Source organism: Vibrio sp. SCSIO 43136 (genome assembly GCF_023716565.1).
In the GTDB taxonomy this organism is placed as follows: Bacteria; Pseudomonadota; Gammaproteobacteria; order Enterobacterales; family Vibrionaceae; genus Vibrio.
The window spans coordinates 1365013-1390551 of sequence record NZ_CP071848.1; the positions used below are offsets into that span (position 1 = coordinate 1365013).

The 25539-nt window shown below is 46.2% G+C and carries 21 protein-coding genes; 12 read left to right on the forward strand and 9 right to left on the reverse strand.

What is annotated here, in order from left to right; genetic code table 11:
• Positions 1-266 precede the first annotated feature (266 nt).
• The 3 genes from J4N39_RS06400 to pabB form a co-directional block, all read right to left on the reverse strand.
• Entirely contained in the window at positions 267-869 is a 603-nt protein-coding gene (locus J4N39_RS06400; protein ID WP_252023205.1) for a CoA pyrophosphatase, read from the reverse strand.
• A 101-nt stretch (positions 870-970) separates the two neighbouring features.
• Entirely contained in the window at positions 971-2233 is a 1263-nt protein-coding gene (locus J4N39_RS06405; RefSeq protein ID WP_252023207.1) for a GGDEF domain-containing response regulator, read from the reverse strand.
• A gap of 107 nt (positions 2234-2340) precedes the next feature.
• A complete protein-coding gene (pabB, locus tag J4N39_RS06410) occupies positions 2341-3711 on the reverse strand; it encodes an aminodeoxychorismate synthase component I (RefSeq protein ID WP_252023209.1) in 1371 nt (456 codons plus the stop codon).
• Positions 3712-3839: 128 nt separating this feature from the next.
• Here pabB and J4N39_RS06415 point away from each other — a divergent pair, with 128 nt between their 5' ends.
• The 10 genes from J4N39_RS06415 (at position 3840) to J4N39_RS06460 (ending at position 15636) form a co-directional block, all read left to right on the forward strand.
• The gene (locus tag J4N39_RS06415) at positions 3840-5354 is read left to right on the forward strand and encodes a fumarate hydratase (RefSeq protein ID WP_252023211.1); all 1515 of its coding nucleotides are present in this window, start codon (positions 3840-3842) and stop codon (positions 5352-5354) included.
• 182 nt (positions 5355-5536) lie between these two features.
• Positions 5537-6913, forward strand: coding sequence for a YcjX family GTP-binding protein (locus J4N39_RS06420; protein ID WP_252023213.1), 1377 nt, complete (start codon positions 5537-5539; stop codon positions 6911-6913).
• Complete coding sequence (locus J4N39_RS06425; RefSeq protein ID WP_252023215.1) at positions 6910-7929, forward strand: YcjF family protein; 1020 nt, start codon at positions 6910-6912, stop codon at positions 7927-7929. Before J4N39_RS06420 ends, J4N39_RS06425 begins: the two co-directional genes overlap by 4 nt.
• A gap of 101 nt (positions 7930-8030) precedes the next feature.
• Positions 8031-9575, forward strand: a complete 1545-nt coding sequence (gene tyrR / locus J4N39_RS06430; RefSeq protein WP_252023217.1) for a transcriptional regulator TyrR — start codon at positions 8031-8033, stop codon at positions 9573-9575.
• 2 nt (positions 9576-9577) lie between these two features.
• Entirely contained in the window at positions 9578-10150 is a 573-nt protein-coding gene (gene rimJ / locus J4N39_RS06435; protein WP_252023219.1) for a ribosomal protein S5-alanine N-acetyltransferase, read from the forward strand.
• A gap of 9 nt (positions 10151-10159) precedes the next feature.
• Positions 10160-10633 (forward strand): DUF2947 domain-containing protein, encoded by a 474-nt coding sequence (locus J4N39_RS06440; RefSeq protein ID WP_252023221.1) that lies wholly within the window; start codon positions 10160-10162, stop codon positions 10631-10633.
• A gap of 157 nt (positions 10634-10790) precedes the next feature.
• Positions 10791-11009, forward strand: a complete 219-nt coding sequence (locus J4N39_RS06445; RefSeq protein WP_252023223.1) for a hypothetical protein — start codon at positions 10791-10793, stop codon at positions 11007-11009.
• Positions 11010-11073: 64 nt separating this feature from the next.
• Complete coding sequence (locus J4N39_RS06450) at positions 11074-12219, forward strand: winged helix-turn-helix domain-containing protein (RefSeq protein ID WP_252023225.1); 1146 nt, start codon at positions 11074-11076, stop codon at positions 12217-12219.
• A 110-nt stretch (positions 12220-12329) separates the two neighbouring features.
• Positions 12330-14075 (forward strand): gamma-glutamyltransferase, encoded by a 1746-nt coding sequence (gene ggt / locus J4N39_RS06455; protein WP_252023227.1) that lies wholly within the window; start codon positions 12330-12332, stop codon positions 14073-14075.
• 169 nt (positions 14076-14244) lie between these two features.
• A complete protein-coding gene (locus tag J4N39_RS06460; protein ID WP_252023229.1) occupies positions 14245-15636 on the forward strand; it encodes a glycoside hydrolase family 1 protein in 1392 nt (463 codons plus the stop codon).
• A gap of 79 nt (positions 15637-15715) precedes the next feature.
• Here J4N39_RS06460 and J4N39_RS06465 read toward each other — a convergent pair whose 3' ends face one another.
• Entirely contained in the window at positions 15716-15889 is a 174-nt protein-coding gene (locus tag J4N39_RS06465; RefSeq protein WP_252023231.1) for a hypothetical protein, read from the reverse strand.
• Between the two features lie 694 nt (positions 15890-16583).
• Between J4N39_RS06465 and J4N39_RS06470 the strand changes: the two genes are divergently transcribed.
• Positions 16584-17537, forward strand: coding sequence for a DMT family transporter (locus J4N39_RS06470; RefSeq protein WP_252023233.1), 954 nt, complete (start codon positions 16584-16586; stop codon positions 17535-17537).
• 171 nt (positions 17538-17708) lie between these two features.
• Here J4N39_RS06470 and J4N39_RS06475 read toward each other — a convergent pair whose 3' ends face one another.
• The 4 genes from J4N39_RS06475 to J4N39_RS06490 all read right to left on the reverse strand — a co-directional run bounded on the left by J4N39_RS06475 (position 17709) and on the right by J4N39_RS06490 (position 24058).
• Positions 17709-18437 (reverse strand): substrate-binding periplasmic protein, encoded by a 729-nt coding sequence (locus tag J4N39_RS06475; protein ID WP_252023235.1) that lies wholly within the window; start codon positions 18435-18437, stop codon positions 17709-17711.
• Positions 18438-18591: 154 nt separating this feature from the next.
• Positions 18592-21393, reverse strand: a complete 2802-nt coding sequence (locus J4N39_RS06480) for an Hsp70 family protein (RefSeq protein ID WP_252023237.1) — start codon at positions 21391-21393, stop codon at positions 18592-18594.
• A gap of 83 nt (positions 21394-21476) precedes the next feature.
• Complete coding sequence (locus J4N39_RS06485) at positions 21477-23432, reverse strand: Hsp70 family protein (protein ID WP_252023239.1); 1956 nt, start codon at positions 23430-23432, stop codon at positions 21477-21479.
• On the reverse strand, positions 23432-24058 hold the full coding sequence (locus J4N39_RS06490; protein WP_252023241.1) for a DUF2760 domain-containing protein: 627 nt from the start codon (positions 24056-24058) through the stop codon (positions 23432-23434). The genes J4N39_RS06485 and J4N39_RS06490 overlap by 1 nt, the downstream gene beginning before the upstream one ends.
• A 281-nt stretch (positions 24059-24339) precedes the next feature.
• On the opposite strand from J4N39_RS06490, the gene J4N39_RS06495 reads away from it, so the two are divergent.
• Positions 24340-24870: a 3'-5' exonuclease gene (locus J4N39_RS06495; RefSeq protein WP_252023243.1), complete on the forward strand. Its 531-nt coding sequence runs from the start codon at positions 24340-24342 to the stop codon at positions 24868-24870.
• Positions 24871-24907: 37 nt separating this feature from the next.
• Here the strand turns inward: J4N39_RS06495 and J4N39_RS06500 are convergent, their stop codons facing one another.
• A complete protein-coding gene (locus tag J4N39_RS06500; RefSeq protein WP_252023245.1) occupies positions 24908-25351 on the reverse strand; it encodes a tellurite resistance TerB family protein in 444 nt (147 codons plus the stop codon).
• Between the last annotated feature and the right edge of the window lie 188 nt (positions 25352-25539).

The following is a 25539-nucleotide window of genomic DNA, read 5'->3' on the forward strand; positions in this document are numbered from 1 at the left end:
TATTTTGCCGTTTTTATCAATAAATACTAGGTGTGAGATCAATAAAAAATAGTTGATTGTCGAATTGATTTATCAATTGTGCGAGTAGTCACGAAAAATACGTGCCACTCATGAGGAATACTAGGCCATTAGATTAGAAAATCTAATGTTGTTGGGTGGTTGTTAATAAGCGGTGATTCCTGAAACCCTTTATTAGCAAAGGGCGATCATTGATTTGGTGATTAGAATGGTTATAGGTGAATTAGTGACGTCTATAGCTGCTATTGTTATGCAGTTGGGGCGAGCTTGTTGTGCAACTGTAGCTGAAGTGCATGGACTATCTGCGCTGTAACACCCCAGATTAGATGTTGCTCATAAGGCACGGCAAACACGTGATGCAGCCTATTTTTGCGTGGAACTTTAAGTTGATGAAGATTGTTGGGATTGAGCAAGAAACTGGCAGGAACCTCAAAAACTGACTCAACTTCATTATGGTCGATCTTGGTCTTATAGTTTCTGTCAATATTAGCAATGACTGGTGTAACACTAAAACGACTGATGGTATCAAACGTTGGCAGTTCGCCGATTAGAGACACTTGAGACGGCATGATTCCCACTTCCTCCCAAGCTTCCCTTACAGCGGTTGCATAAGCGGACGGGTCTTCGGGTTCTACTTTTCCGCCAGGAAAACTGACTTGCCCAGGGTGGTGGCGTAGGTGGGCGGCTCGTTTGGTTAGAATGACATGTAGGCCATTGGTACGCTCAACTAAACCAATCAATACTGCTGCTGGCCTTGGTGGTGCTTTAGTTGAAGCGTTTGCAAAGTGATACGGTGGAATTTCGTAGGGTGTTGAAAGATTGAATCGCTGCAAGAAGTCATACTTATCCATCGGCTAACTCTCATCCTCATTCTAAGCTCTTTAGTTTAATACTAGCAGCTTGAATGAGAACAAGTGTTATTTCAAAGGGTAATGATGATAGATTTCATTTTTTAGTTGGCCGCCACGCTGTTGGCAATGAGCGATAGTTGGTTCCCTCCAGCTTGTTGAGCTTGGGTCAACGCCTTGCTCGCTTCATCGATACAAGCTTGGGTAGAAGTCTGCTTTTCGATTTTCAAAACACCTGCACTGACGGTGTAGGGAATTTGCTGTTCGTTAAACATGGCAGGTTGGTTGCGAGTTTGAGCCAAGAACTCGTTGAGCTGCTCTTGTAGCTTATTAATATCATTGCCAGAGAGAAGCAATCCAAATTCAGCACCGTAAAATCTTGCTCGGATGCAGTGCTTAAATTGCGATTTGACCCGTTGGGCGAAGTGAATTAGAACTTGGTCTGCGCCTGTTGAACCATGAGTGGCATTGAGTTTCTGGAAATGGTCAATGTGGAAAACGACCAATAAGAAACAAAGGTTGCTCGCTTGAATGGTATCAAGTTTTTGCTCAACTTCCGTAATGAAGTTGGCTCGTGTCGGCAGGGAAGTTAAATAATCGATGGTCGTCTGACTCTTAATGTCTTCAATGTATTGCAGGCGCTCAACGTTTTTGAAAATCCTGCAGTAGAACTCTTCGGGGCAGAAGGGCTTGTGCATGTAGTCATCCGCTCCACTTTTAATGAAGCGTGCAGAATGGTGTCCTTTCTCTAGCGAGGAATATCCTAAAATGACAATATCGCGCTCAACGAACAGCTTACGAATATTCTGCACCAAATCGACCCCACTCATTCCTGGCATTTCATAGTCGGTAACTACCAGCTTAATGTCTTTATTGTCAGCAATGGTGCGCAGGGCTTTTTTCCCATCTGGCTCGACGTATAGGCTGAAGTTTCTTCGCTCTAGTAAACTGGCCACGTAACTGCGAACAGAGAGAGAGTCATCGACAACCAACACACCGATCTTATGATTGATGAGTTGGCTTCTAAGAATACGTTGCAGGTAGAAATAGGCTTGAGCATTCTCTTTGGTGATGTAATCGACTATTGGGAGCTTAAGCAGTTCATTGCGAATTTTTTCACTCGCCCGTGCCGTCATAACGATGACAGGGATCTCTTCGTTAATCAGGTAAGGAATAGCTTGTCCTTCATAGGCGTCAGGTAAGCTGAAATCAACGGTAGCAATGAAAAAATCGCTCTCCTTTTCGAGGATGCGTTTAACTTCTAATAAAGAGTAGGCAATTGTTACTTCATAGCCAGATGATTCGCCAATCCTTTGAATGACTCCGGCTATAGATTTGTTGTCTTCGACGACAAGCATCTTTTTCATAGTTTATCCCTAGCTAGCCAATTGTTTAGTTATGCTTATGAGATAAATATAGGAGTAAATTGGAAAAACGGTAAAAAAGCGGAGCCCGATTTGAGGCTCCGAATTGGTTATTTTTCGAGTGTTGGCAAGATTCGACTCAACTTGTCGAGTGTTTCTTGGTATTCAGCATCGACTTGGCTGTCAGCAACCAGTCCTCCGCCAGCCCAAGCGTGGATCTTACCTTTGTCAGTGATCAAGGTGCGGATGGTGATACTAGAGTCCATTTGACCGCATCGGCTGATGTAACCAATACTGCCACAATAGGCACTACGACGATGGGGCTCTAGCTCTTCGATGATTTCCATTGCCCTAACTTTAGGTGCACCCGTAATCGAGCCACCAGGGAAACAGGCTCGCAGTAGATCAGTTGCACTGTATTGTGAATCCAGTTTGGCCCGAATTGTACTAACTAGGTGATGAACCGCTGGGAAGCTCTCAACTTCAAATAGATGAGGTACATGAACGCTGCCAGGTTTAGCCACACGACCGATATCATTACGTAACAGATCAACGATCATTAAGTTCTCTGCTTGGTCTTTGTCAGTGGTTTTGAGTTCTTGTGCTAGTAACTCATCAGCGCTTTTATCTTCGAGATTACGCGGACGCGTCCCTTTTATTGGCTTGGTTTCAATAAGATCGCCTTTGAGCTCTAAGAAGCGCTCTGGAGAGACACTTAATATTGCATTATCTGTGGTACGAATGAATGCCGAGAAAGGGGCTCCGTTAGCCTGTTCCAGCTTGTTGTATGCAAGCCACTCACTGCCTTGGTACTCAGCACTAAAACGCTGCGCCAAGTTGATCTGATAGCAATCACCCGATTGGAGATAAGCCTGCACTTTCTCAAAGCGGCTTGCGTATTGGGCTTTATCCATGTTGGATGCCCAAGCCGTAGTCAGTGCAAAAGCAGGTTTGGCTGGACAAGTTTGGGCGAGCAGGTTTTGATAGTTTTCTTGAGCATTCACACCGACGGCATAGGCTTTCTTTAATTGGTGATCGGCTATGATTGCCCAATCATAAATTCCCACCGCCATGTCTGGTGCGCCCAGATCTTGCTGCGCAATGGCTGGAATTTTCTCTACGCAACGCCCAAGATCGTAACTGAAGTAACCTAAAGCGCCACCAAGAAAAGGAATATCTGCAATCGGTTCGAGCTCACCCAGAAGCTTTTTTTGCCAAATGTCGAGCAGGGTAAACGGGTCTTCTCGACTAATTTCTACTTTTCCTTGGTATTCTACCTGAGATTCTTGCCCCCTAGTTTCAATGGTTGCAACAGGGTTGGTCACCAAGATATCGAACCGATTATCTGGATGCGCTGGTGATACAGAGCGAAGTAACATCGACCATGGCGTTGATTCAATAGAAGAAAACAGCGATTGAGCCAAGTCTAGCTGATAGTCGATAGAGAAAATTGCGAAATTTTGCGCAGATGTGTAATTCATTTGTGTATTTTGTGACAAAAAGAGTAATGCTTGCGTAGCGCCTGATGGCGAGCAAGAGTATCATAATACTCACAAAAATGGGTGTTCTACCCAAGCTGGAAGTACAAATAATAATATCGAGGCAAGCAATGACGGTCATTCGAAAGCAAGATCTTATCAGCAGTGTGGCAGACGCACTGCAATACATCTCTTATTACCACCCTCTAGATTTCGTGCATGCATTGAATGATGCATATGAGAAAGAGCAAAGCCAAGCGGCGAAAGATGCGATTGCGCAGATCTTGATTAACTCTCGAATGGCAGCCGAAGGTCATCGCCCTATCTGTCAAGATACAGGTATCGTGACCTGTTTCGTTAAAATTGGTATGAATGTGCAGTGGGAAACCGATCAAACTGTGCAAGAGATGGTTGATGAAGGTGTTCGTCAAGCGTACAACAACCCAGATAACCCGCTACGTGCGTCAGTATTGATGGACCCTGCGGGTAAACGCATCAACACCAAAGACAATACCCCTGCGGTGGTATACATCGACATGGTACCGGGTGACAAAGTTGAAATTCAAATCGCTGCAAAAGGTGGCGGTTCTGAGAACAAGACTAAGATGGTGATGCTGAACCCATCGGACGATATTGCAGAATGGGTCGAGAAGACACTGCCAACCATGGGGGCGGGCTGGTGTCCACCGGGCATGCTGGGCATAGGTATTGGTGGTACGGCAGAAAAAGCCGCAGTGCTTGCCAAAGAATCTTTGATGGAACACATCGATATTCAAGAGCTGATTGAGCGTGGACCGCAAAATGCTGAAGAAGAGCTACGTATTGATATCTTTAATCGAGTGAATCGTTTGGGTATTGGTGCTCAAGGTCTAGGTGGCTTGACGACGGTTGTGGATGTCAAAATCAAAACGGCGCCGACGCACGCAGCGTCTAAGCCTGTTTGTATGATCCCAAACTGTGCAGCGACAAGACACGTTCACTTTACGCTTGATGGCTCTGGCCCTGCGGAACTTACACCTCCTAAACTGGAAGATTGGCCAGAAATTACTTGGGAAGCAGGTGAGAATACTCGCCGAGTAAACCTAGATGATGTGACTGCAGAAGACGTGCAGCAGTGGAAAACAGGTGAAACCGTATTGCTATCGGGCAAGATCCTTACTGGCCGTGATGCGGCGCATAAGCGTATTCAAGGCATGCTTGAGAGCGGTGAAGGACTTCCAGAAGGCGTGGATCTTAAAGGTAAGTTCATTTACTACGTAGGCCCAGTAGATGCAGTTGGCGATGAAGTGGTTGGCCCTGCTGGTCCTACAACATCGACTCGTATGGATAAGTTCACTGACATGATGCTAGAGAAAACGGGCATCATGGGCATGATTGGTAAAGCAGAGCGTGGACCTGCAACCGTTGATTCGATCAAAAAACATAAGTCAGTTTATTTGATGGCTGTTGGCGGCGCAGCTTACTTAGTGGCGAAAGCAATCAAGAAAGCGCGTGTGGTAGCGTTCGAAGATCTTGGTATGGAAGCTATCTACGAGTTTGAAGTGGAAGATATGCCGGTTACTGTTGCCGTTGATTCAGGTGGTGCAAATGCTCACCAAATCGGTCCAGACACATGGAAAGTTAAAATCGCCGAAATGGATAGTTAATTTAATCAGTCCCTTCACTCTTGTTAGGGAGAAGGGGATATGAACTGAATATAGGTGTAGTTGCTTTTATAGCTCCTACACCTTTTTTGATCCTGAAACCGTCATTCATCTCGCATTAAGCTAGATATTTGCATACTCTGTGGCTATTAAAGCAAAACGCCTGATTAGGCTGGAGTAATTGAATGCAGAGAATTAGCCAAGAAGTGACGGATCTGGTAAATCGAGGTATGGATAGGCATCTTAAACTCGCCGTAACTGGACTTTCGCGTGCAGGTAAAACCGCTTTTATTACCTCGTTGGTTAACCAACTTCTCTACACGTCAACTCATGACAGTTTGCCTCTACTTCAAGTTAGTGCTGACGATCGATTAATTGGTGCCAAGCGTGAGCCACAAACAAACCTCTTAGTGCCACGGTTTAGTTACGATGAAGCGTTAGAGTATTTGTCCGCCGAGCCTCCGCAGTGGCCCAAGCCAACTAAAGATGTGAGTGAAATTCGCTTGGCTATTAAGTACAAACCGAGCTCTGGCGTGCTTAAATATTTCACTCAAACGGCCACCTTGTATTTAGATATTGTCGACTATCCGGGGGAGTGGCTGCTGGATTTGCCTTTACTTGAAATGGACTTTGAGCAATGGAGCCAAACTCAGTTAGATTCACTGAAAGGTAAGCGACTAGAACTGGCAAAACCTTGGCTCGATGCAATGCAAGATTTTGAACTAGGTGCAGACGTCGATGAAAAGCGCTTGGCTGAGATAAGTGAGCTTTACACTGACTACTTGCATGCTTGCAAAGATGCGGGTTTGCATTGGGTACAGCCTGGACGTTTTGTACTTCCTGGAGATCTTGCAGGAGCACCAGTGCTACAGTTCTTCCCAGTCAAAGCCTTGCCGGAAGAGACACAAAGTAAAACCAACCAATATGCGATGCTTAAGGCGAGATACGAAGAGTATCAAAACAAAGTTGTGAAGAAGTTCTATAAAGAGCACTTTTCAACGTTTGATCGCCAAATTGTGCTGGTGGATTGTTTGCAGCCTTTGAACGCTGGACAAGAGTCCTTTGGCGATATGCAGACGGCGATAGAACAGTTGCTCAAAAGCTTTAAGTATGGTCGCAGCAACCTATTGAGTCGCTTGCTTGCACCTAAGATAGATAAAGTACTGTTTGCTGCGACGAAAGCGGATCATGTCACTCCGGATCAGCATGCGAACCTTGTCTCATTGCTCAAACAAATGGTGCACCCAGCGTGGCGACACGCAGCATACGAAAACATCGATATGAGTTGCATGAGCCTTGCCTCCATTACTGCAACAGAAGCGGGTTATGTTGCGTCGAATGGTGGCAATCAAGCGGCGATTCAAGGTGTTACTGAGCAGGGTCAGTCGATGACGTTGTATCCAGGAGAAGTTCCTGCGTCACTACCCGATGCCAAATATTGGCAACAGGCTGGATTTGATTTTCAAACCTTCCTGCCTAAGCCAATGGCGCTTAACCAGCCATGCGGTCATATTCGACTCGACAAGGCATTAGAATTTCTAGTGGGAGACAAGCTGCAATGAGTGATTTAAAAACCAAGCAAGTTTTTGAGCAGCCGCTTTCAGACAACCCAAGCGATATTGAACTGACTGCTCAAGTACAATTTGAGTCAGCAGAGAAATTTGTACCGGTTTCGGTCGAAGAGCCGCAAATAGAGCAGGCCATTGCCGATGCCGTTAAGCCTAAAGGCAAGGGGCGCTGGCTTTTTGGTGGAATAGCAGCAACTTTTCTCGCACTAGTGGGCTGGCAAGGGGTCGATAGTGTAGTGACTGCGTTGCAGGCTGGTGATTGGCTAGGCCTAGGCTGGGGTGGATTTATCGCTGCATTGTCTGCGCTAGGGGGCAGTGCGCTTGCTAAAGAGTGGTGGAAATTGCGTCGGCTTAAACAGCGCTTTTCAACCCAAGAACAAGCGGTAGAGCTGTTAGAGTCTGATCAATTGGGTAAAGCCAAACCATTTTGCCAGCAACTGGCCAAGCAAAGTGAATTACCAGCAGAACACACAGGCTATGAGCGATGGATTAATGCGGTTAACAGTACTCACAGCGATCAAGAAGTGCTAACCATGTACGACAGCTTTGTACTTGAAACGCTAGACCAAAAAGCGAAAAAGCTGATCGCAAAGTCAGCCGGTGAATCGGCGCTGTTGGTTGCTATCAGCCCATTAGCGATTGCGGATATGTTGTTGGTTGCCTGGCGTAATTTAAAGCTGGTTAATGACCTTGCTAACCTGTACGGGGTGGAGCTGGGGTACTGGTCTCGCATTCGCTTACTCAAGTTAGTGTTTGTGAACATGGCTGCTGCCGGAGCTACTGAGCTCGTCGCCGATGCCAGTATGGATCTACTGTCGATGGATCTCGCTGGCAAGCTATCGACTCGCGCTGCTCAAGGGTTAGGTGTTGGGCTTTTAACGGCAAGGTTGGGCTTAAAGGCTGTTCAGTTGGTGAGACCACTACCGTGGCAAAAAGATAAGCAAATTAAAATCGGTGAGATACGTAGCTCGATTTTACAGCGATTAAAACCTGCTAAAAACGACGCATAATTGTGCACACAGTGTTGATTTCATGCCTGATTTCTTGACTGGAATAGCCGCTTGACTCAGACTTAGTGTCAACTTTTCCTGACACCCTAATGGACAACACTGTGCGCCTAGAAGTTTTGTGTGAAGACCGACTTGGATTGACCCGTGAACTGCTGGATATTCTTGCCTCTAAACAGATCGATTTACGTGGGATTGAGATCGACCGTCGTGGCATTATCTACCTGAATTGCCCAGAAATTGAGTTTGATACTTTTCGTGAACTGATGGCTCAAATCCGGTTGATTAGTGGTGTCACGGATGTACGCAAGATTCAGTTTATGCCTAGTGAGCGCCACAGCACCGAGTTGATGGCACTATTAGCAAACCTTCCAGACCCTGTGTTATCAGTGAGTCTTAAAGGTACCATCGACGTTGCCAACCATGCAGCAACTGATCTGTTCTCCATCCATGGTGAGTCTATTTTGGATGAGCCAGTTAACCACTACATACCTCAGCTCAGCATTGCAAAATGGCTCGACGGCAGCCCAGCACGTTTTCGTGATAATGTAGTCATTAACGGCTTGGACTACTCACTCGAAGTGATGCCTGTTTATATTTCGGGCGAGAACAAGGAATCCGTCCTTGCCAGTGCGGTAGTCACTCTAAAATCGAATCAAACTCAAGTCCGAGCAACACAGTATCTGTCCGAGCAAAACGCACTCGGTTTTGAGCATTTTGTTGGTATTTCTGCTAAGCACAAAGCGCTACTTAGCCAAGCGAAAAAACTGTCCATGATGAGTCAGCCGCTGCTAATTGAAGGGGAAACTGGTACCGGTAAAGAGATGCTTGCCCGTGCTTGTCACAATCGCAGTGAGCGAGCCAGTTCACCATTTTTGGTGTTGAGTTGTGCCTCAATGCCTGATGACGTCGCTGAGACCGAATTATTTGGTCATGCACCAGGTGCCTTTAACAATGAAAAGGGGCATGTGGGCATCTTTGAACAGGCCGATGGCGGTACAGTTTTTCTTGATGAAATCGGGGAGATGAGCCCGCACCTGCAAATTAAGCTGTTGCGCTTTCTTCAAGATGGCACCTTCCGCCGTGTTGGGGAAGAACACGAAATGCACGTCGATGTACGAGTCATCGCAGCGACCAAAGAAAAGCTATCGGAGATGACCGAGAAAGGTTCATTCCGTGAAGATCTCTATTATCGTTTGAACGTACTCAATCTTCATATCCCGCCACTACGTGAGCGTAGCAGTGATGTTACCCCGCTGCTTGAGTTGTTTGTTGCCAAGTATGCACAGCAACTAGGCATGCGTAAGCCTTCGCTTGATGACGCCTTGATAGACAAACTGAGCCATTACCCTTGGCCCGGAAATATCCGTCAGTTAGATAATATGGTGCTTCGAGCGTTAACCCAATTAATGGGAGATGAGCTTGAGGTATCTCATTTTGAATTACCAGAAGTTGAAACCACTGCGGCGCAAGCGCAGCTCAATCTTGATGGCTCACTTGATGAGATTATGAAAGAGTACGAAGCGCAGATCCTTGCACATTTGTATCATTCGTTTCCTTCCAGCCGAAAACTGGCGAAACGCTTGAACGTATCCCATACCTCGATTGCCAATAAGTTGCGTGATTACGGGATTAGAAAAGGGGACTAAGTGTGGGGTTTTACCAAGTCGATAAAATCGACGGCACGATTCAGTTAAGGAGCTCGCATCCAGGAGATGCGGAAATGATCAGCCGTTACTTCCAAGAAAACGTCGATCACCTCACCCAATGGGAGCCTAAACGCGAAAAGGACTTTTATGAGGTCAGCCACTGGAAGCAACGCTTAATTAAGTTGCACGAGCTCCAACGTATGGCGTTGGGCTATTATCTGGTGATACTCGATACCGAGACTAACCAAATGATGGGAACTGTCTCGTTCAGTAACATTTCTCGTCACCCGTTTCATGCGTGCAGTGTCGGTTATTCAATGCATAAAGATCATCAAGGTAAAGGGGTGATGAAGCGTGCCTTGAAAATGGCCATCGAATATATGTTTGAAGAACAGAATCTTCACCGTATCATGGCGGCCTATATACCCACTAACCGCCGCAGCGAGGCGGTGTTGGAAGCGCTGGGATTTGTTAAAGAAGGATTTGCCAAAGACTACTTGCTGATCAACGGTGAGTGGCGAGACCATAATTTAACGGCGTTAGTTAATTCCAACTGGCGTCAGCAACCTGTTTGAGGAGACAGCATGTCGTACATGTCTCTGGACGAATATTCCAGAAAGTGGATTTTTACACATCAATCCATGCCAGTATCTGAGCAAGAACTTGAAGCAATAAAGCCGATGACCCAAGCACGCTCAGCTCAACTTTGGAAAGAGAATATCAGCCAGCAAAGCCCAGATGCGGAGCGTATGAGCAACCAAGACTGGCCGATGAAAACCAGTAACTGGCTACATGAAGTAGAGTGGATGCCAGAGTGGGATGCGGATGAAAATGATATGCCAGCGGAAGTGCTTGAGCATATTGATTGGCAAGATGATGTTACCGTGTACTTCTGTTACGAAAAGTACAATGTCATCGAAACCAAGTGGTCAGTGTTTAAAAATAACTGGAAGAATTTCTTGTTCTTCGACGATGGACCGATACTTATTGCCCGCCGCCGCAAGCAAGCCTTGTGGTTCAATGGCAACGGCACCGTGAAAATCGGTAATCGTGAATAATTCTAGCCTCCCACTTGGGAGGCTTTTTATATCTATAGCAATCTAAAGTCTATACAGTGGTACTGGTTGAATACTGTATAAATACCCAATAAAAACCTTGATCTCTTTCCTTTAAGAGCTAAACTGTGTATATGAACAGTGTGTAAGGAGAGAGATTATGTTGTGGGAAAAACTAGAACAGGTAAATCGCTTACGCAAACAAGCGATGGCTAATGAAGAGTTCCTCCGTTCAGCGCAAGAACATGAACACGCTCTTCAATCTGAAACATGCCCAAGAACCGGGAAAAAACGAACTCGGACTGCTAAGCCAAAATCGATGGCAGATATCTACAGCGGCACAGAATTTGGCTATCGTGACTCCGACTTGTCGCATTGATAATGCGTTAATCAATAAGCGAGAGTGTTATGCTTAATCGATTGTTTTACTTTAAGTAGGTGTTATGCAGACACTCTCGTTATCTCAGGCAAGAAAGCTGGCTCTGTTGTCGCAATGTTTGCCTCATAAACGTTCCAAATCTTCCTCTGTTAAGTCGTCTCATGCTGCGACATTAAGTGCTATTGAGCGCCTCGGCTATGTGCAAATAGATACCATCTCAGTGGTTGAGCGAGCACATCACCACGTGTTGTGGAGCCGAAATGTAGACTACCTACCTAACCACCTTGACGACTTGGTGGCGAATAAACAGGTCTATGAATACTGGTCGCATGCTGCTGCATACCTTCCAATGAAAGACTTTCGTTTCAGTTTACCTCGCAAAGAAGCCCTCAAGTCCGGTCAACAAAACCATTGGTATCGTAAAGACCAACGATTGATGGATGGAGTGTTACAGCGCATCAAAGCCGAAGGGCCGCTGATGGCGAAAGACTTTGATTCGCCAAGTCACAAAGTACAAGGGTGGGGAAGTAAGCCAACCAAGCAAGCGCTAGAAAGTCTGTTTATGCAAGGGGATTTAATGATCCGCGAGCGTTCAAACTTTCATAAAGTGTATGACTTAACCGAGCGAGTACTGCCTGCAGACATTGATACCTCAACTCCAACCCCTAGCGAACATGCAAAGCACTTAATACTGTCCTATTTGAGAGCACATGGTTTGGGAACGGAGGCTGAGATGACTTATCAGCTCAAGGGGATAAAGCCACTAGTAAACACGGTGTTGAATGAAATGTGTGAGAGCGGAGAACTCGAGATTGTAATGGTGGATAGAGTTCGCTATTACACGACAGCTCAAGCGCTTTTACAGTTAAACCTTCGTTTAAATCGCAGACAGGCGGTGATCTTGTCTCCATTTGATAATCTTGTTATCCAGCGCAAGCGCATTGGTCATTTATTTAAGTTCGACTACTTGCTTGAGTGCTATGTCCCTGAAGCTAAACGTCAATACGGCTATTTCTGTTTACCAGTGCTTTGGAATGGCAAATTGGTGGCACGAATCGACGCCAAAGTTGACAGAAAACGTCATATATTCAGAGTATTGAAGACGCATATAGAGCCAAACCTTAAGCGCTACGAAGAGTTTCAAGCGGCTTTTGAAGTCGAGCTGCAATCTTTCGCCCAATTTAATGGTTGCCAGGTTATTGAGCGCTAGAAAATAGCTTTCTTTTTTCTTGTGGCTCACACTTTGTGGGCGTGATTGGGGCAGGTTTATTCGCTGTGCTCTAGTCTCGGTGTCAGACACACAACAAGAAAAGGAACTTCATGGCTAGATTGACAATACTTGCGACAGCGATATCGATGGCTTCATTCGCTGTTTGGGCCGGTTCTCAGGTTGCTGATTCGGTTGCGCCAGAAGCGACTAGCGATATCCAATCAAAAAAAGCGGTCGAGGCGGACAAATTTATCGTTACTGCGGCAAATCCCTTAGCGGTAGAAGCGGGTTATAAGGTGTTGAAATCAGGTGGTAGCGCTGCCGATGCATTGGTAGCAGTCCAGACGGTATTGGGCTTGGTGGAACCCCAATCTTCTGGATTAGGCGGCGGTGCATTCTTGGTCTATTGGGATGCCAAAACCCAGTCTCTCACCAGTTACGATGGACGAGAAACAGCACCACTTGCTGTGACACCCGAGTTATTTCAAGATAAAAATGGTAAGCCATTAAAGTTTTTTGATGCTGTCGTTGGTGGTCGCTCCGTAGGAACACCAGGTACGGTCAAGCTATTGGAAGCAGTGCATCAGAAATACGGCAATAAGCCTTGGTCAGAACTTATGGATCCTGCGATATCGTTAGCAACCGATGGCTTTAGCGTATCGGCTCGTATGGCGGCATCGATAGCGAGAGATAAAGCTAGGCTTGCACGTTATCCAGATACTCAAGCCTATTTCTTCGATAAGGAGGGCGAGCCTCTTAGTGAAGGGCATCTATTGGTAAATCAGGCTTATGCTCAAACCTTAAAGACACTCGCCGCTAAAGGCTCTGATGCTTTCTATACTGGTGCTATCGCCAAGGAGATGGTGAGCAAGGTTCAGTCTATTGAGGATAATCCAGGTTACTTGGCTATGGAAGATCTTGCGACTTACAAGGTTAAGGAAAGACCTGTCGTGTGTTCTGCATATCACCAATATCAGGTATGTGGTATGGGGCCACCAAGTTCTGGAGCGTTAACCGTTGGGCAGATCCTAGGAATATCCAGTCACTTTGATTTAGCCAAGCTGGGTAAGGACAACCCCACGTCGTGGCAAATTATAGGCGATGCCTCTCGACTCGCCTTTGCTGATCGTGGTCGCTATATGGCTGACTCAGACTTCGTGCCAATGCCGGAGGGGTTACTCGACTCGGAATATCTTGCACAACGTGCCAAGCTCATTGAGCCGGGTAAAGCTTTGGATTCAGTGGCTGCTGGAGAGCCACCTTGGAGCATGAACATTGCTATGGCAGATGATCAGTCGATTGAACTGCCAAGCACGACGCACATAGTGATTGTTGATGCGAAAGGCAATATTATTTCCATGACAAGTACTATTGAAAATGGCTTTGGCTCCCGAGTGATGAGTAATGGCTTTTTGCTTAATAACGAGCTAACCGACTTCTCCTTTGCTGCTCATAAAAATGGTTACCCGATTGCAAATAGAGTGGAACCAGGCAAACGTCCTCGCTCCTCCATGGCACCAACCATAGTGCTGAAAGACGGTGCGCCATACATGGCCATTGGTTCCCCTGGTGGCTCTCGTATCATCGGCTATGTCGCAAAAACGCTTATCGCTCATATCGACTGGGGAATGCCAATTCAACAGGCAATAGAAATGCCTAACATGCTCAATCGGTTCGGTACCTTTGATCTCGAGGCAGATACAGACGCACAAAAGTTCAAGCAGCCGCTAGAGGCAATGGGCTTTAAGGTCAATGTGAGAGATTTAAACTCCGGTTTGCATGGTGTTGTATTTGAAAATGGCAAACTAATCGGAGGTGCCGATTCAAGGCGTGAAGGTATCGTCTTAGGGGATTAAGCATATAGTTATAATTCTTTGTGCTGTGCTTTTAAGTACTTAACGATTGCCCCGTGTAAACGGGGCATTTTTGATTCAAAAGTCAGATTAACATCACCTTTTTTATTTACTAAAACCGATACTGTTCGCCAATATCAATTTTCGAAAATTAGACTCGATTGAGGACAGTATGCATCAATTTCCAGACAATTTTCTTTGGGGGGGAGCCATTGCGGCAAACCAAGTTGAGGGAGCATTTGATCTAGATAGTAAAGGTTTGTCCACTTCCGACATGTTACCCAAGGGTATATTGAGCCCTCACCAAACACGAGATGAACGGACCGCAGGCATCAAAGATATTGCTATCGATTTTTATCATCGCTACCCAGAAGATATTGCCCTGTTTGATGAGATGGGTTTTAACTGTCTTCGACTATCGATCGCTTGGAGCCGTATTTTTCCCAATGGCGATGAAGCTGAGCCCAATGAAGCCGGGCTTGCCTACTACGATAGAATATTTGATGAACTCGCCAAATATGAAATTACGCCATTTGTGACGCTTTCACATTATGAAATGCCATACGCGCTGGTGGAGAACTATGGTGGCTGGGGCGATCGTCAGTTGATCACCTTTTTTGAACGTTATGTGCGAACGGTTTTTGAGCGTTACCAAGAAAAAGTGAAACTATGGCTGACCTTTAACGAGATCAACATGTCTCTTCACGCCCCATTTACTGGTGTCGGCTTGCAAGAAGATGCAAGTGAACAAGCGATATATCAAGCCATTCACCACCAGTTAGTCGCCAATGCTAAGGCGGTGAACTTGTGTCACCAAATCATACCTGATGCCAAAGTAGGCAATATGTTGCTGGGGGCGATCAATTACCCATACACTTGCAGTCCAGATGATGTTCTGGCAGCGATGCATGAAAACAACAAGTGGCTGTTTTTTGGCGACGTGCAAACACGGGGCAAATACCCAGGCTATATGTTGCGCTACTTCCGTGAAAACAAAATCGAGATTGAGATGGAAGCGGGGGACTTAGCCACAATCGCCTCGGCATCTGTCGATTTTGTTTCATTTAGCTATTATGCCAGCGGATGTGCGAGTGCGGACCCGAAACAAAAAGAGGTGGGCAATATTGTCGATAGCGTGCCAAATCCTTACTTAGAAAAGAGTGAGTGGGGGTGGTTAATTGATCCTAAAGGCTTACGAATCTTGCTTAACTTCCTATATGACCGTTATCAGAAGCCGCTATTTGTGGTCGAGAATGGTTTGGGAGCCATTGATAAGGTTGAAGCCAACGGTGAGGTGAACGACGATTATCGAATCAAATACCTTAATGATCACCTCGTTCAAGCCAAAGAAGCACTGGCCGATGGGGTAGAGTTGATGGGCTTTACCAGTTGGGGACCAATTGATCTCGTTGCGAACTCAACGGCAGAAATGAAAAAGCGGTATGGATACATTTATGTAGATCGCCACGACGACGGCTCTGGAACGCTTGAGCGAAGAAAGAAAAAGAGCTTTTACTGGTATCAACAGGTGATAGAGACTCAGGGACGCTCGCTGACGGATTAACGCCAACTAGCTAAAGTTGACAGGAAAGTAGGGAAATACACCTTCCCTACTAAATCATTAAATTGCTATCAAGCTACACTCACTTAGGTTCGCTTTCCGAAAGCGCTTTCGCCTCCGAAACTAACTCTAACCATGCATCCGGCGTCTTGATTACATATAGTCTATCGATGATGTACTGGTGGAAGTGATCAGTTACACCCACTGCTCGGTTACCAGTTTTACGGCTGATAAGTACGGTAGAGAACACAATCATTGGCTCTTGGTTCTAATCTTGTATTAGCAGTTTCGATAGCGATGGCTTAACCACCCTTTTACGCTAACCTGCTCGTTTGTAACATTGTTGGCTTTACTTAGAATCCATAACAATGTCCTATATGTGAGACTGTGAGTGTAGGTGTTCAATGATTTAAGTCACGGTTTTTTCTTCATTTTTCGAAAACAATCGATTCCCTCAATATGCAATAAATTGTATATATTAAGGATTGATATGGGAAAGCCTGCCGCTACTATAACGTCTATGCACGTCTGTCCTAAAGTCACCTCAAAAGGTTAGGTCATTGCTAACAGAGAGTGGTGCTTTCGTTACTCAGGCCGGACATTTGAATACCCTTGATTTAGGCTTTCATTTGCGGGCAAGAGATACAGTCAGGAACTGCTTTGATTTCGTAAGTAGCTATTCAAACTTTGTCCCCTCGTACGGGACGCCTTGGAGCTTTTTATATGCAAGCATAAATATTAATCCTGACAGGTTGTCTACTAATGATTTGGAAAATAATCTCAGGCAGATAAACTTAGACGCTTTAAAATACTACGACCGCACCAGCCACGAACATTGTTTCAACCTTCCAAAACCGATTAGGAAGGCTATATCTTCTAGTGGAAATAAAGTGATTGACGATAACAACCTTGCGACAGTAGATATTGCAGACACAGTAGGAGGTGTTTGAATGAGTACAGGGGTATTTATAGCATTAGGAATACTTGTAAATTGCATATGGGGAATGGCGTTCCTTATCCCTTATATTCTCCCGGAAGTTAACCCAATGGTTATCGCTTTTGGTCGATATATGGTCTACGGCTTAGTTTCTCTGGTATTAATACTATTAGCTCGAAAAAGCTGGGATAAGCTGTCAAATAACCAGTGGATGACTGCTTTCACTTTAGCTTTTTCAGGTAACGTAGGATATTACTTGTTCCTTACGAGCAGCATACACTATAGCGGTATTACGATATCAGCCTTGATAGTTGGAATCCTTCCAGTGTCGCTAATTATTGTAGGTAACTTCGTAGAGAAAGAGTATTCATTCAAGAGCCTAGTCGTTCCCGTAGCACTCATTTTAAGTGGAATGGTGACTCTTAGCATAAGTAATATCGAAAGTGGTAGAAGCAATAATTTGCTGGAGGGAGCATTATTCGCCTTCATATCATTGGTTCTATGGACTTATTACGGGGTGAAAAATGCGGATTTCTTGAAAAAGAATCCAAATGTATCATCTAACTCATGGTCTCTAGCGATTGGAGTATGCTGTCTTACTCAAAGCATTATCGCTCTCCCAATCTTAATAGTGTTCACAAATACGATGGATTTTTCCACAGGTACTGGAGGTGGTCATTTTACTCAAATCATTGCTGCATGCCTCTTCCTTGGGGTCGTCGTTTCATGGCTCGCCACGATACTATGGAATCAAACTTCAAGATATCTACCAGTTGCTTTAGCTGGGCAGCTAATTGTGTTTGAAACGATTTCTGGTTTGATTTATGGATTTATTGCTGATGAGAGACTCCCAAATAGTGGAGAGTTTGCAGCAATAGTGCTTGTCATCTTAGGTGTTGTTTCTGGGTTAAGGGGAAGTAAGCGATTGAAAGCGAATGTAAAAGCTAGCCAATGCACGACAACTTAAGGTAGAGGCGCATTACTAGAGCGTGTTGACCTTTGGAGGCAAAGTTTTGTTCAATCTAGATGAGCCTTCCATACAGCGTTTATCAGCTCTTTCTCCGGCGTTTTAAAATATTTGCATAGCATGACTATATAGGAGCTTGGAGTGGTCATACGCTTCAAGCCTTTTTAGTTTCTATTGCAATGAATCTTCAATGGTTTTAATTCGAATTTTCTCAAGCTCGCCACTGTTTGTCATATCGATGAACACTCGATCTAACTTCCCAACTAAGTCGGCATTTGATTTGTGTAAGTAATGATGCAACTCAGTTCTTTTTAATGCGGGCGTTAGTGGTTTAATGTTGGCGTAATGAGGGTCTCTTTCGAAAGGGTAGCCTGTTACTCGTGCGGCGATGGCAAAGTCTAGTCTTCCTAAATTTAGAACCTTCATTAAATCAGTAACATTATTGAATACAACCACTTCTTTAGCGTGTTCTGCGCAGGTTGTAGCGTGTTTTACTCCTCTTATTATCCCCACTTTATAGTTGGTGAGTTGTGAACAGTCGGTGATCGGCCCTGAGTGCAGTGAAGAATAAAGTACTTGTTCAACATAATTTATTGGCGTTGGCACCATAATTAGATTAGGAAAACTGGCACCAATGGCCTCGACTCGATTGACTTCGCCATCCAGAGCCCCTTTGTTGGCTTCTACCAGTGAACGCTTAGCTGGCATCTCGACAAAGTGCGCTTCTAACCCGATCTTTTGGTAAGCAATCGACAGAATGTTTTTGCCAATTTCAACGGTCAAAAATCCTGATGGGCTAGATATATGTATTGCAGGTTTGCTTTCCTGAGCCGCACAGTTGGAGCTACTGCTGAGAGCGAAAAGAAACAAAGCGCAAGGGGCAAAATGGGTCGACTTCATCGGACACCTCAATTCGTAGAATCTATAAAAGCTTAGGTGTTTGCTTGAGATAAAGCCATGTTGTGTGAGCTGTTTGAATAAATGATGAGGTAATAAATAACTGGTGAAGAACGTAGGGAAGAAAGCCTCCCCACGTTCTTAGTTATTGCTTGGCTTAGTTTTTTACCAAGCTAAGGCCACTTGGCAGTGCATCACCAAACACGCGTTTAGATTCGCTTTCCGACAGCTCCTTGACCTCAGAAACCAACTCTAACCATGCGTCTGGCGTTTTACTGCTTTTGAGCTTATCGATGATCTGTTGGCGGAAGTCATCATTTACGTCGACTGCTCGGTCACCAGTTTTGCGGCAGATAAGTACGGTGGCGAATGCAATCATTGGCTCTTGGTTCCAATCTTGCTCAAGTAGCTTTGGTAACCATTGCTCAACTTGCTCACGTGGGATCACATTATGTTGGCTGCCGTACATGAGGCTGCGAGAACCCAAACGGCCAAGAGCCCACCAGTGGGCTTGGGCAAACTGGGTTTGATTGCTCGCTTTGTTCATAAACCAAGTTGCTAGCAGAACTTTATCTTCAACTTCTAGGTGTTCAAGTGAGGCCGCTAGGCGAACCATCGCCTCATAGCCGTTGTCTTGTGCTTCTTGCCATGTACCTTTGTTACGAGCTGCGCCCGGATGTAGGTATTTGGCGATATCCGCTAAGATAGTCTCTTGCTGTTCTTGGTTAAGACCGCCTGCGATACGACGCCAGAACACCCACCAATCTGTCCAACCTTGGTGGTTTTTAAACTGAATGCCTTGCTGGTATAGGCTCCAAACTTGCTCGATACGCCAGTTATCAGTCGCATCACCAAATCCTGGACGCAATGAGAAGCCTGCTAGACGTAACCAGTTCTTTTCATGGTGCTCAGAGCGGCGACGGCGCTTGCGGCCTAGCGCAAAAGTGTCGAATAGGGAGCGCAGGGTAGAAGAGTCCCAAGCATCTCGCTTGCCAAGGTTTTTCTCTAGTGTCTTGGCGAGCGTCTTGATCGCTTTCTCGTCTTTGTTTTGCTTGCTACCGCTGTAAAGCGACGTGATAAGCGTCTTGCAGCTTTCCAGTTTCGGGTTGGCTTGTTTCTCTTCTAGCTCTTCGGCTTGTTGATTACGAACCTCAAATTCCAACGCCCAACGTTTATTGTCATCATCGGCTTGTACACATTCGATCTTTAGCGTGCCGACTTCCGTGAGTTGGCACGCAAGCTGTACTTCCACACGCTCTTTTTGGTTAGCTTGCAGCTCTTTGCCTTCGCTCTCTAGGGTGGTGATATAAGGCGGCAGTGGTGCAAACATATCTGGATCGATATCGAGCATCACACCGTTTTGAATGGTGACGCCTTGTGGTGATTGGTCGTGGGTAGAGGTGAGCAAGCTGAACTTCACCGGCTGGCCTAACGTAAGGTTGAAGCGACGCCCTGACAGACGGATCTCTTGGCCCTCTTCGGTACCTTTCGCCAACAGGCAAAGCGCATTGCCTCGCTTGTTTTTCTCTTGCAGATGCAGGAAGTAGGAGCGAGCGGCACCACCACCAATCTTCAATTGTGCACCACGGCGAGCCTTACCAAAGGCAACGGCGCCAAGGGCAACGGAATGATCGGGATGTGGGTTATCTAGCAGCGTGATCGGGCCACCACGCCAGTTTTCTAGCAGTTTGGTGATACGCTCGGTGACGAGTTCACTGTTAAACACACCACCGTTGAGTAGCAGGCCAACAGGGATTGCAGGATCAGAGTCATCTTTTAGGGCTGCTTTAGATACCTGCTGGTGGTGATGCAGGAACTCTGCAAGGTGTTTACTTACCGCAGGATCTGATACGTAAGGCAGACCAAACTCAACCACCGCACTGCGGCGTTTGTCTGGTACTTGGTCAAACTCAGAGATTGGGAAGAAGCCATCAAGGGCAATCTGATGAACTTCCTCTTTGCTCAGAGAAACACTGCGGGTACCACCAAGTAGCTTTGAACCACTACCTAGCATGGTGATCTTTACATCTTCCGGTGCATTGGAAGAGAGTAGGTCCTCTTTCGCTTGGCGAGTTTGCTGGATAAGCTTAGTTAATGCGGCTGCGTTGAGTTTTTTACTGTTGCTAAAACGCTGCTCTGCAAGGTGCGCTAGGGCAAGGTCGAGGTTGTCACCACCCAGCATTAGGTGATCGCCAACACCGATACGAGCCAGTGCTAGTTGATCCTTTTCATATTTGGCTTCAATCAAACTAAGGTCAGTCGTACCTCCGCCCACATCACAAACAAGTACCAGAGGTAAAGATTCTAGTTGCTGTGCTGCCGTCTCTTGGTGGCGAGCGTACCAGTCATAACAAACCGCTTGTGGCTCTTCGAGCAATACGATCTTGTGTAGGCCCGCTAGCTTGGCTGCATCCAGAGTGAGCTTACGCGCCGTCTCATCAAATGATGCTGGTACGGTCACAACCACTTCTTGGTTTTCAAGACGATCGCTTGGGTTGCGATAGTTCCACGCAAGACGGATATGGTTTAGGTAGCTTGCACTGGCGATGACAGGAGAGACACGCTCAACATCGGCAGCTGCTGCCCAAGGCAAGATCTCTGAGTTACGATCAACCGCTTGGTGAGATAGCCAGCTTTTAGCACTCGATACTTGGCGACCTTCGACTTTCGCACCTAACTCACGAGCCCATTCACCGATGATCACTTGAGGTAAGTCCCCTTCGACGGCTTCATGTTGCCATGGAAGCGTCAGATCGTTTTCACTTACCTGACCATTAGCGGGGTGGTAACGAAAAGAGGGGAGTAGTGGTTTACGCACCACTTCACCTGCACCAATCAGTTGGTCTATTTCGAAGAGGTGAATTGGGGCTTGTTGCAGCTCTTGGCTTATTTCGCAATAAGCAACAACAGTATTGGTAGTACCGAGGTCAATACCAACCAAAAAACGGGGAGTGGACATCAATAACTCCTGTTAAAACGGCACCCGCGATCGAAGATCAGGGGTGCCGTGATGTTTACTTTATTAAGCGAGAGCTATTAGCCTTAGTGGCTTTCTTGTTGCTCTGGCTGTTGGCTTGTTTCTTCGCCTTGTTCGTCACGAACATCAAACTCGACATGCCACTTTTGACCATTGTCAGCAGCGATAGCTTCCAAGTATAGCGTGCCTAGCTCGGTAACACGTGAGGCAAGCGTCACAGGAACGACTTCGCCTTCACGACGACCTTCGGAAACTGGCAAAGTTACCTGAATTTCAGGCAGCTCTTCTAGCTCTTCTGGTGCCCAGTGATCTAGGTGCACACCGGCTTCATCGTCACGACGAATGGTTGAACCGAAGAACTGGAAGTTGACTGGTTGGCCGATGATCAAACCAAACTCTTGGCTTGGTACGGCAGCACCAGTACCTTCTTCCATACCAAATGGAGCGACACACAGTGCTTCCATTGGAGGAGCCATACCCGGAATCGCAGGCATAGCACTCTCGATACCTACGTAGTAAGCCGAAGCGATACCACCACGGATACGAACGCCTTGACCACGACGAACTGAGCCGTAGTAAGCCGCACCGCTAGCAACTGCTAGGTCTAGATCTAGGCCAGATAGGCGTTTAGCTTCTTCACTACCAGCGGTGGTTAGCCATTGGTTGATGGTGCTAAATAGACGTTCAGATAGAAGCTGAGACTTAAGCACACCACCGTTAAATAGAATCGCTGTCGGCTTGATGAAATCTGCTGATTGCTCAGCGCCTGGCATACCCGGCATGTTGGCAAATGGGTCAAAGCCCGCATCCGTTGCTTGTTCGCCGCCTTGAGCATTGGCTTGCTTAGCAAGGAAAGCAGCAATATGACGAGTGATGCCCGCATCTTGAGCGTATGGCAGACCCATTTGAGTCAGTGCACCACGGTTACGCTGAACAGGGTGATCAGTAATCGCCACTTGTGGGAAGAAACCATCTACAAGTGTTTGCTGAACTTCTTGCTGAGTTAGTTCAGTTTTCAGCGTTGCACCAAGTAGCTTAGAGCCACGGCTTGGTACGACGATTGGCATAGATTCAAGCTCTGCATCATTTAGAAGGGCTTCTTTTGCATCACGACATGCGTGAGTCATCGCCTGAACCTGCCATGGTTGAAGCTCTTTGCCATCTTGAGCAAGCTTCATCTTAAGGCGGTACGCCAGCGCGAGATCCATGTTATCACCGCCAAGCAGGATATGCTCGCCAACGGCAATACGGTTTAGGGTTAGGTTACCGTCATCTTCGGTGACTTCGACCAGTGAAAGGTCAGTCGTACCACCACCGATATCAACTACCAGTACAATGTCACCCACGTTAACTTCATCACGCCAAGCGTCTGAGCTGTTATCAATCCAGCTGTATAGCGCAGCTTGTGGCTCTTCTAGCAGGGTTAGGTGCTCAAAGCCCACGTGACGAGCAGCTTCTGCGGTAAGGTCGCGAGCGGCTGGATCAAAAGATGCTGGTACGGTAATGGTTACGTCTTGCTCCGCAAGTGGGTGCTCAGGGTGCTTGTGATCCCATGCTTGCTTAAGGTGCTCTAGGTATAGCTCAGTTGCACGCAGTGGCGATACCTTACTCACTTCTTCTGGGCTACCTGCAGGTAGGAACGCATCACGACGGTTTACGCCGCCGTGACATAGCCAAGATTTAGCACTAGCGATTAGACGAATTGGTGTTTTAGAGCCTAGGTTACGAGCGATTGCGCCCACAAGCGCTGTTGGTTCAGTGGTCCAAGGCAGCACTCGTGATGCTGGGCTCATCTCATGTTCGTGTGGCTGGTATAGGAAAGAGCCAAGCTGAGTGCGCTCTTCTACCGTGCCCGGAGCGGTTAGCTGCGGGATAGCCATCACTTCTACGCTGGCTTCTTCATTAGTCGTATCAAGAAACGACATAACGCAGTGCGTGGTACCAAGGTCGATACCTACGCTGAATTTAGGGGTTTGCTTCTCAGTAACCTGCTCGGTTACTTGGTCAGTCATCTGTTCCATTACAGTTCTACCTCTGCTGGAGCGATGATGCTAGCGTCGTAATCTTCAGCAAGTTTTGGCAGTTTGATTTCGTCAGCTTTCCAGCCTTTGTGAACCAAAGTACCGTGGAAAGGCGCATTGCCTGTTACGTTACCTGTTAGGCGAACCTGCTGTGGGTTGAAGCCTTCTTCTACCGTGATACGAGTCTCTTCATCTTCGCTGCGAACAGGAGTTAGGGTTAGGTACTCTTTAAGTACTTTCTGGCCGCCAGTGTGGATAACACGAGCCGCTGCGCCAACTTCTTCGTCCGCAAAATGGGTTAGGTCTTCTTGTAGGAAGTCGATCAGACGTGCTTCTTTTTGCATGATAGAAAGCAACTGCATTGCAGAGTCAGTAGAAGCGGTTGCTAGTTTAGACTCTACCTCAACGATTTTCTCGACTTGTTTCTCGACAATCTTTTCAACTTCTACGATCTTCTCGACCGGCTTTTCTACTTCAACAATTTTCTCTACTGGCTTCTCTACCACTTTCTCAATCACTTTAGATTTACGAGAAACGGCTAGAATAAGAAGCAGAACGCTTGATGCCGCTAGGCCTGTGTGCAGCATGTCAAACGTGGTAGGAATCATGTTTATGTCAAAGTTCATAAATGTAATCTCTAGTTTGTTATGTCTTTCTTCAATGAAGACATGTCCGGATAAGGCGGAAATATGGGCGAACTTTATCATATTCAAGGGAGTAGGCATGAAGATTAATTGACGTTTCCCTGTCATTTCAGTGTCGTTAGCTGAAAAAACATCCTCATCTGGTGGTTTAGTCGACGGCTAGAGCGCTCATCAGGCATTTATTGAGCAATCGAAGGGTCATGGGTTTAGCTTCAAAGCGGGGTAAGGTAAAATGCGCCAAATTTCGAATTTTAAGGTTGGTGATGAACTACAATCGTGTTGTTTGCTTTGATTTAGAGATGTGCTGTTGGAACGTGGATGGCGTGGGCACAACGGGTGAGATCATCGAAGTTGGTCTTGCTGAAATAGATCTGGTCAAAGGTGAAGTGGTCAAGCGTGCTCAGTATTACGTGAAACCCGATCACGACGAAGTTTCCCTGTTTTGCTCTGAGCTTACGGGCATTACGCCACGCAAAATTGAAAAACAAGGTCGTCCGCTTGCTGAAGTGATGAAGTCGATGGTGAAAAACTTTGGTGGAGCGAATAAGATCTATGCCGCTTGGGGGCGAGATGATCTGATCCTTGCGAAAGAATGTGAGCAAAAAGGCCTTGAGATGCCATTTAATGAGTTCATCAACTTAGCAACGATCTACCGTATCCAAAATCGCCTCAAAGATAAGCGTATCGGCCATAAAGCGGCCCAAGAAGCGAAGGGTATTGAGTGGGAAGGTCGCCATCATTCTGGGTTTGATGATGCGCACAACTTGGCGAAACTAGCCTTAACCATGCTTTAGCATTGATTAACTAAAAAAGGAGCCATCGGCTCCTTTTTTAGTTAATGACCGCAAGCTTTGCCCGAATGAACTCTTGATGGTCAACATAAAGCAGTTCAGCCACTTTTCTGATCACGGCTTCTTCCAGAGGGTCGATAACACCATCGGCGTAGGCAACTTGCCACATGCCTTTGATGACATCAAAACGTTGTTCTTGCTCGAGAGTTCGCAGCTGAGAGGTGAAATCGTATAAAGAGGCTGATTGCTGGGTCTTCTCTAATGCAGAGCTGAGCAGTTGCTCTGCTCGGGATTTATCGACTTCTAAGACTTTTTGCAGCATGGATACTTTTGCCTCATGCTCTTCGACATCGATACTGTGGTCTGCGTTAGCCACTTCACAAAATAATGCTGCAATGGCAAGTTCTGGATTGTCATTTGGTTGAGCGTTTAAGTCTTGTCCTTCGATAAGCTGTTTAAACAGTTTGGATAGTGAGTTAATCATGTAGCACTCCAAAAATTGTTTCGTTATCCATGTAGATAGTGTTTGAACAGTCAAAAAACAAGCGGCTTTACATAATCCTTACATTTAAGCCTTTTTTAGTACTAGCCCGATATTGTTATACGAGGCTACAATAGCAGCGGCTCATTTTCCCCTCACTCGCCACAGGAACTCATTGTTTGGACTCGATA

Excerpts from the sequence above, each read along its gene's own strand:
- J4N39_RS06495 (WP_252023243.1), top strand. The coding sequence starts at position 24,340 with ATGAACTACAATCGTGTTGTTTGCTTTGATTTAGAGATGTGCTGTTGG.
- J4N39_RS06440 (WP_252023221.1), top strand. The coding sequence starts at position 10,160 with ATGTCGTACATGTCTCTGGACGAATATTCCAGAAAGTGGATTTTTACA.
- J4N39_RS06490 (WP_252023241.1), bottom strand. The coding sequence starts at position 24,058 with ATGAACTTTGACATAAACATGATTCCTACCACGTTTGACATGCTGCAC.
- J4N39_RS06465 (WP_252023231.1), bottom strand. The coding sequence starts at position 15,889 with ATGATTGTGTTCTCTACCGTACTTATCAGCCGTAAAACTGGTAACCGA.
- J4N39_RS06480 (WP_252023237.1), bottom strand. The coding sequence starts at position 21,393 with ATGTCCACTCCCCGTTTTTTGGTTGGTATTGACCTCGGTACTACCAAT.
- J4N39_RS06425 (WP_252023215.1), top strand. The coding sequence starts at position 6,910 with ATGAGTGATTTAAAAACCAAGCAAGTTTTTGAGCAGCCGCTTTCAGAC.
- J4N39_RS06475 (WP_252023235.1), bottom strand. The coding sequence starts at position 18,437 with ATGAAGTCGACCCATTTTGCCCCTTGCGCTTTGTTTCTTTTCGCTCTC.
- ggt (WP_252023227.1), top strand. The coding sequence starts at position 12,330 with ATGGCTAGATTGACAATACTTGCGACAGCGATATCGATGGCTTCATTC.
- pabB (WP_252023209.1), bottom strand. The coding sequence starts at position 3,711 with ATGAATTACACATCTGCGCAAAATTTCGCAATTTTCTCTATCGACTAT.
- J4N39_RS06400 (WP_252023205.1), bottom strand. The coding sequence starts at position 869 with ATGGATAAGTATGACTTCTTGCAGCGATTCAATCTTTCAACACCCTAC.
- J4N39_RS06470 (WP_252023233.1), top strand. The coding sequence starts at position 16,584 with ATGAGTACAGGGGTATTTATAGCATTAGGAATACTTGTAAATTGCATA.
- J4N39_RS06500 (WP_252023245.1), bottom strand. The coding sequence starts at position 25,351 with ATGATTAACTCACTATCCAAACTGTTTAAACAGCTTATCGAAGGACAA.
- J4N39_RS06415 (WP_252023211.1), top strand. The coding sequence starts at position 3,840 with ATGACGGTCATTCGAAAGCAAGATCTTATCAGCAGTGTGGCAGACGCA.
- J4N39_RS06405 (WP_252023207.1), bottom strand. The coding sequence starts at position 2,233 with ATGAAAAAGATGCTTGTCGTCGAAGACAACAAATCTATAGCCGGAGTC.
- J4N39_RS06450 (WP_252023225.1), top strand. The coding sequence starts at position 11,074 with ATGCAGACACTCTCGTTATCTCAGGCAAGAAAGCTGGCTCTGTTGTCG.
- J4N39_RS06485 (WP_252023239.1), bottom strand. The coding sequence starts at position 23,432 with ATGGAACAGATGACTGACCAAGTAACCGAGCAGGTTACTGAGAAGCAA.
- J4N39_RS06460 (WP_252023229.1), top strand. The coding sequence starts at position 14,245 with ATGCATCAATTTCCAGACAATTTTCTTTGGGGGGGAGCCATTGCGGCA.
- J4N39_RS06445 (WP_252023223.1), top strand. The coding sequence starts at position 10,791 with ATGTTGTGGGAAAAACTAGAACAGGTAAATCGCTTACGCAAACAAGCG.
- J4N39_RS06420 (WP_252023213.1), top strand. The coding sequence starts at position 5,537 with ATGCAGAGAATTAGCCAAGAAGTGACGGATCTGGTAAATCGAGGTATG.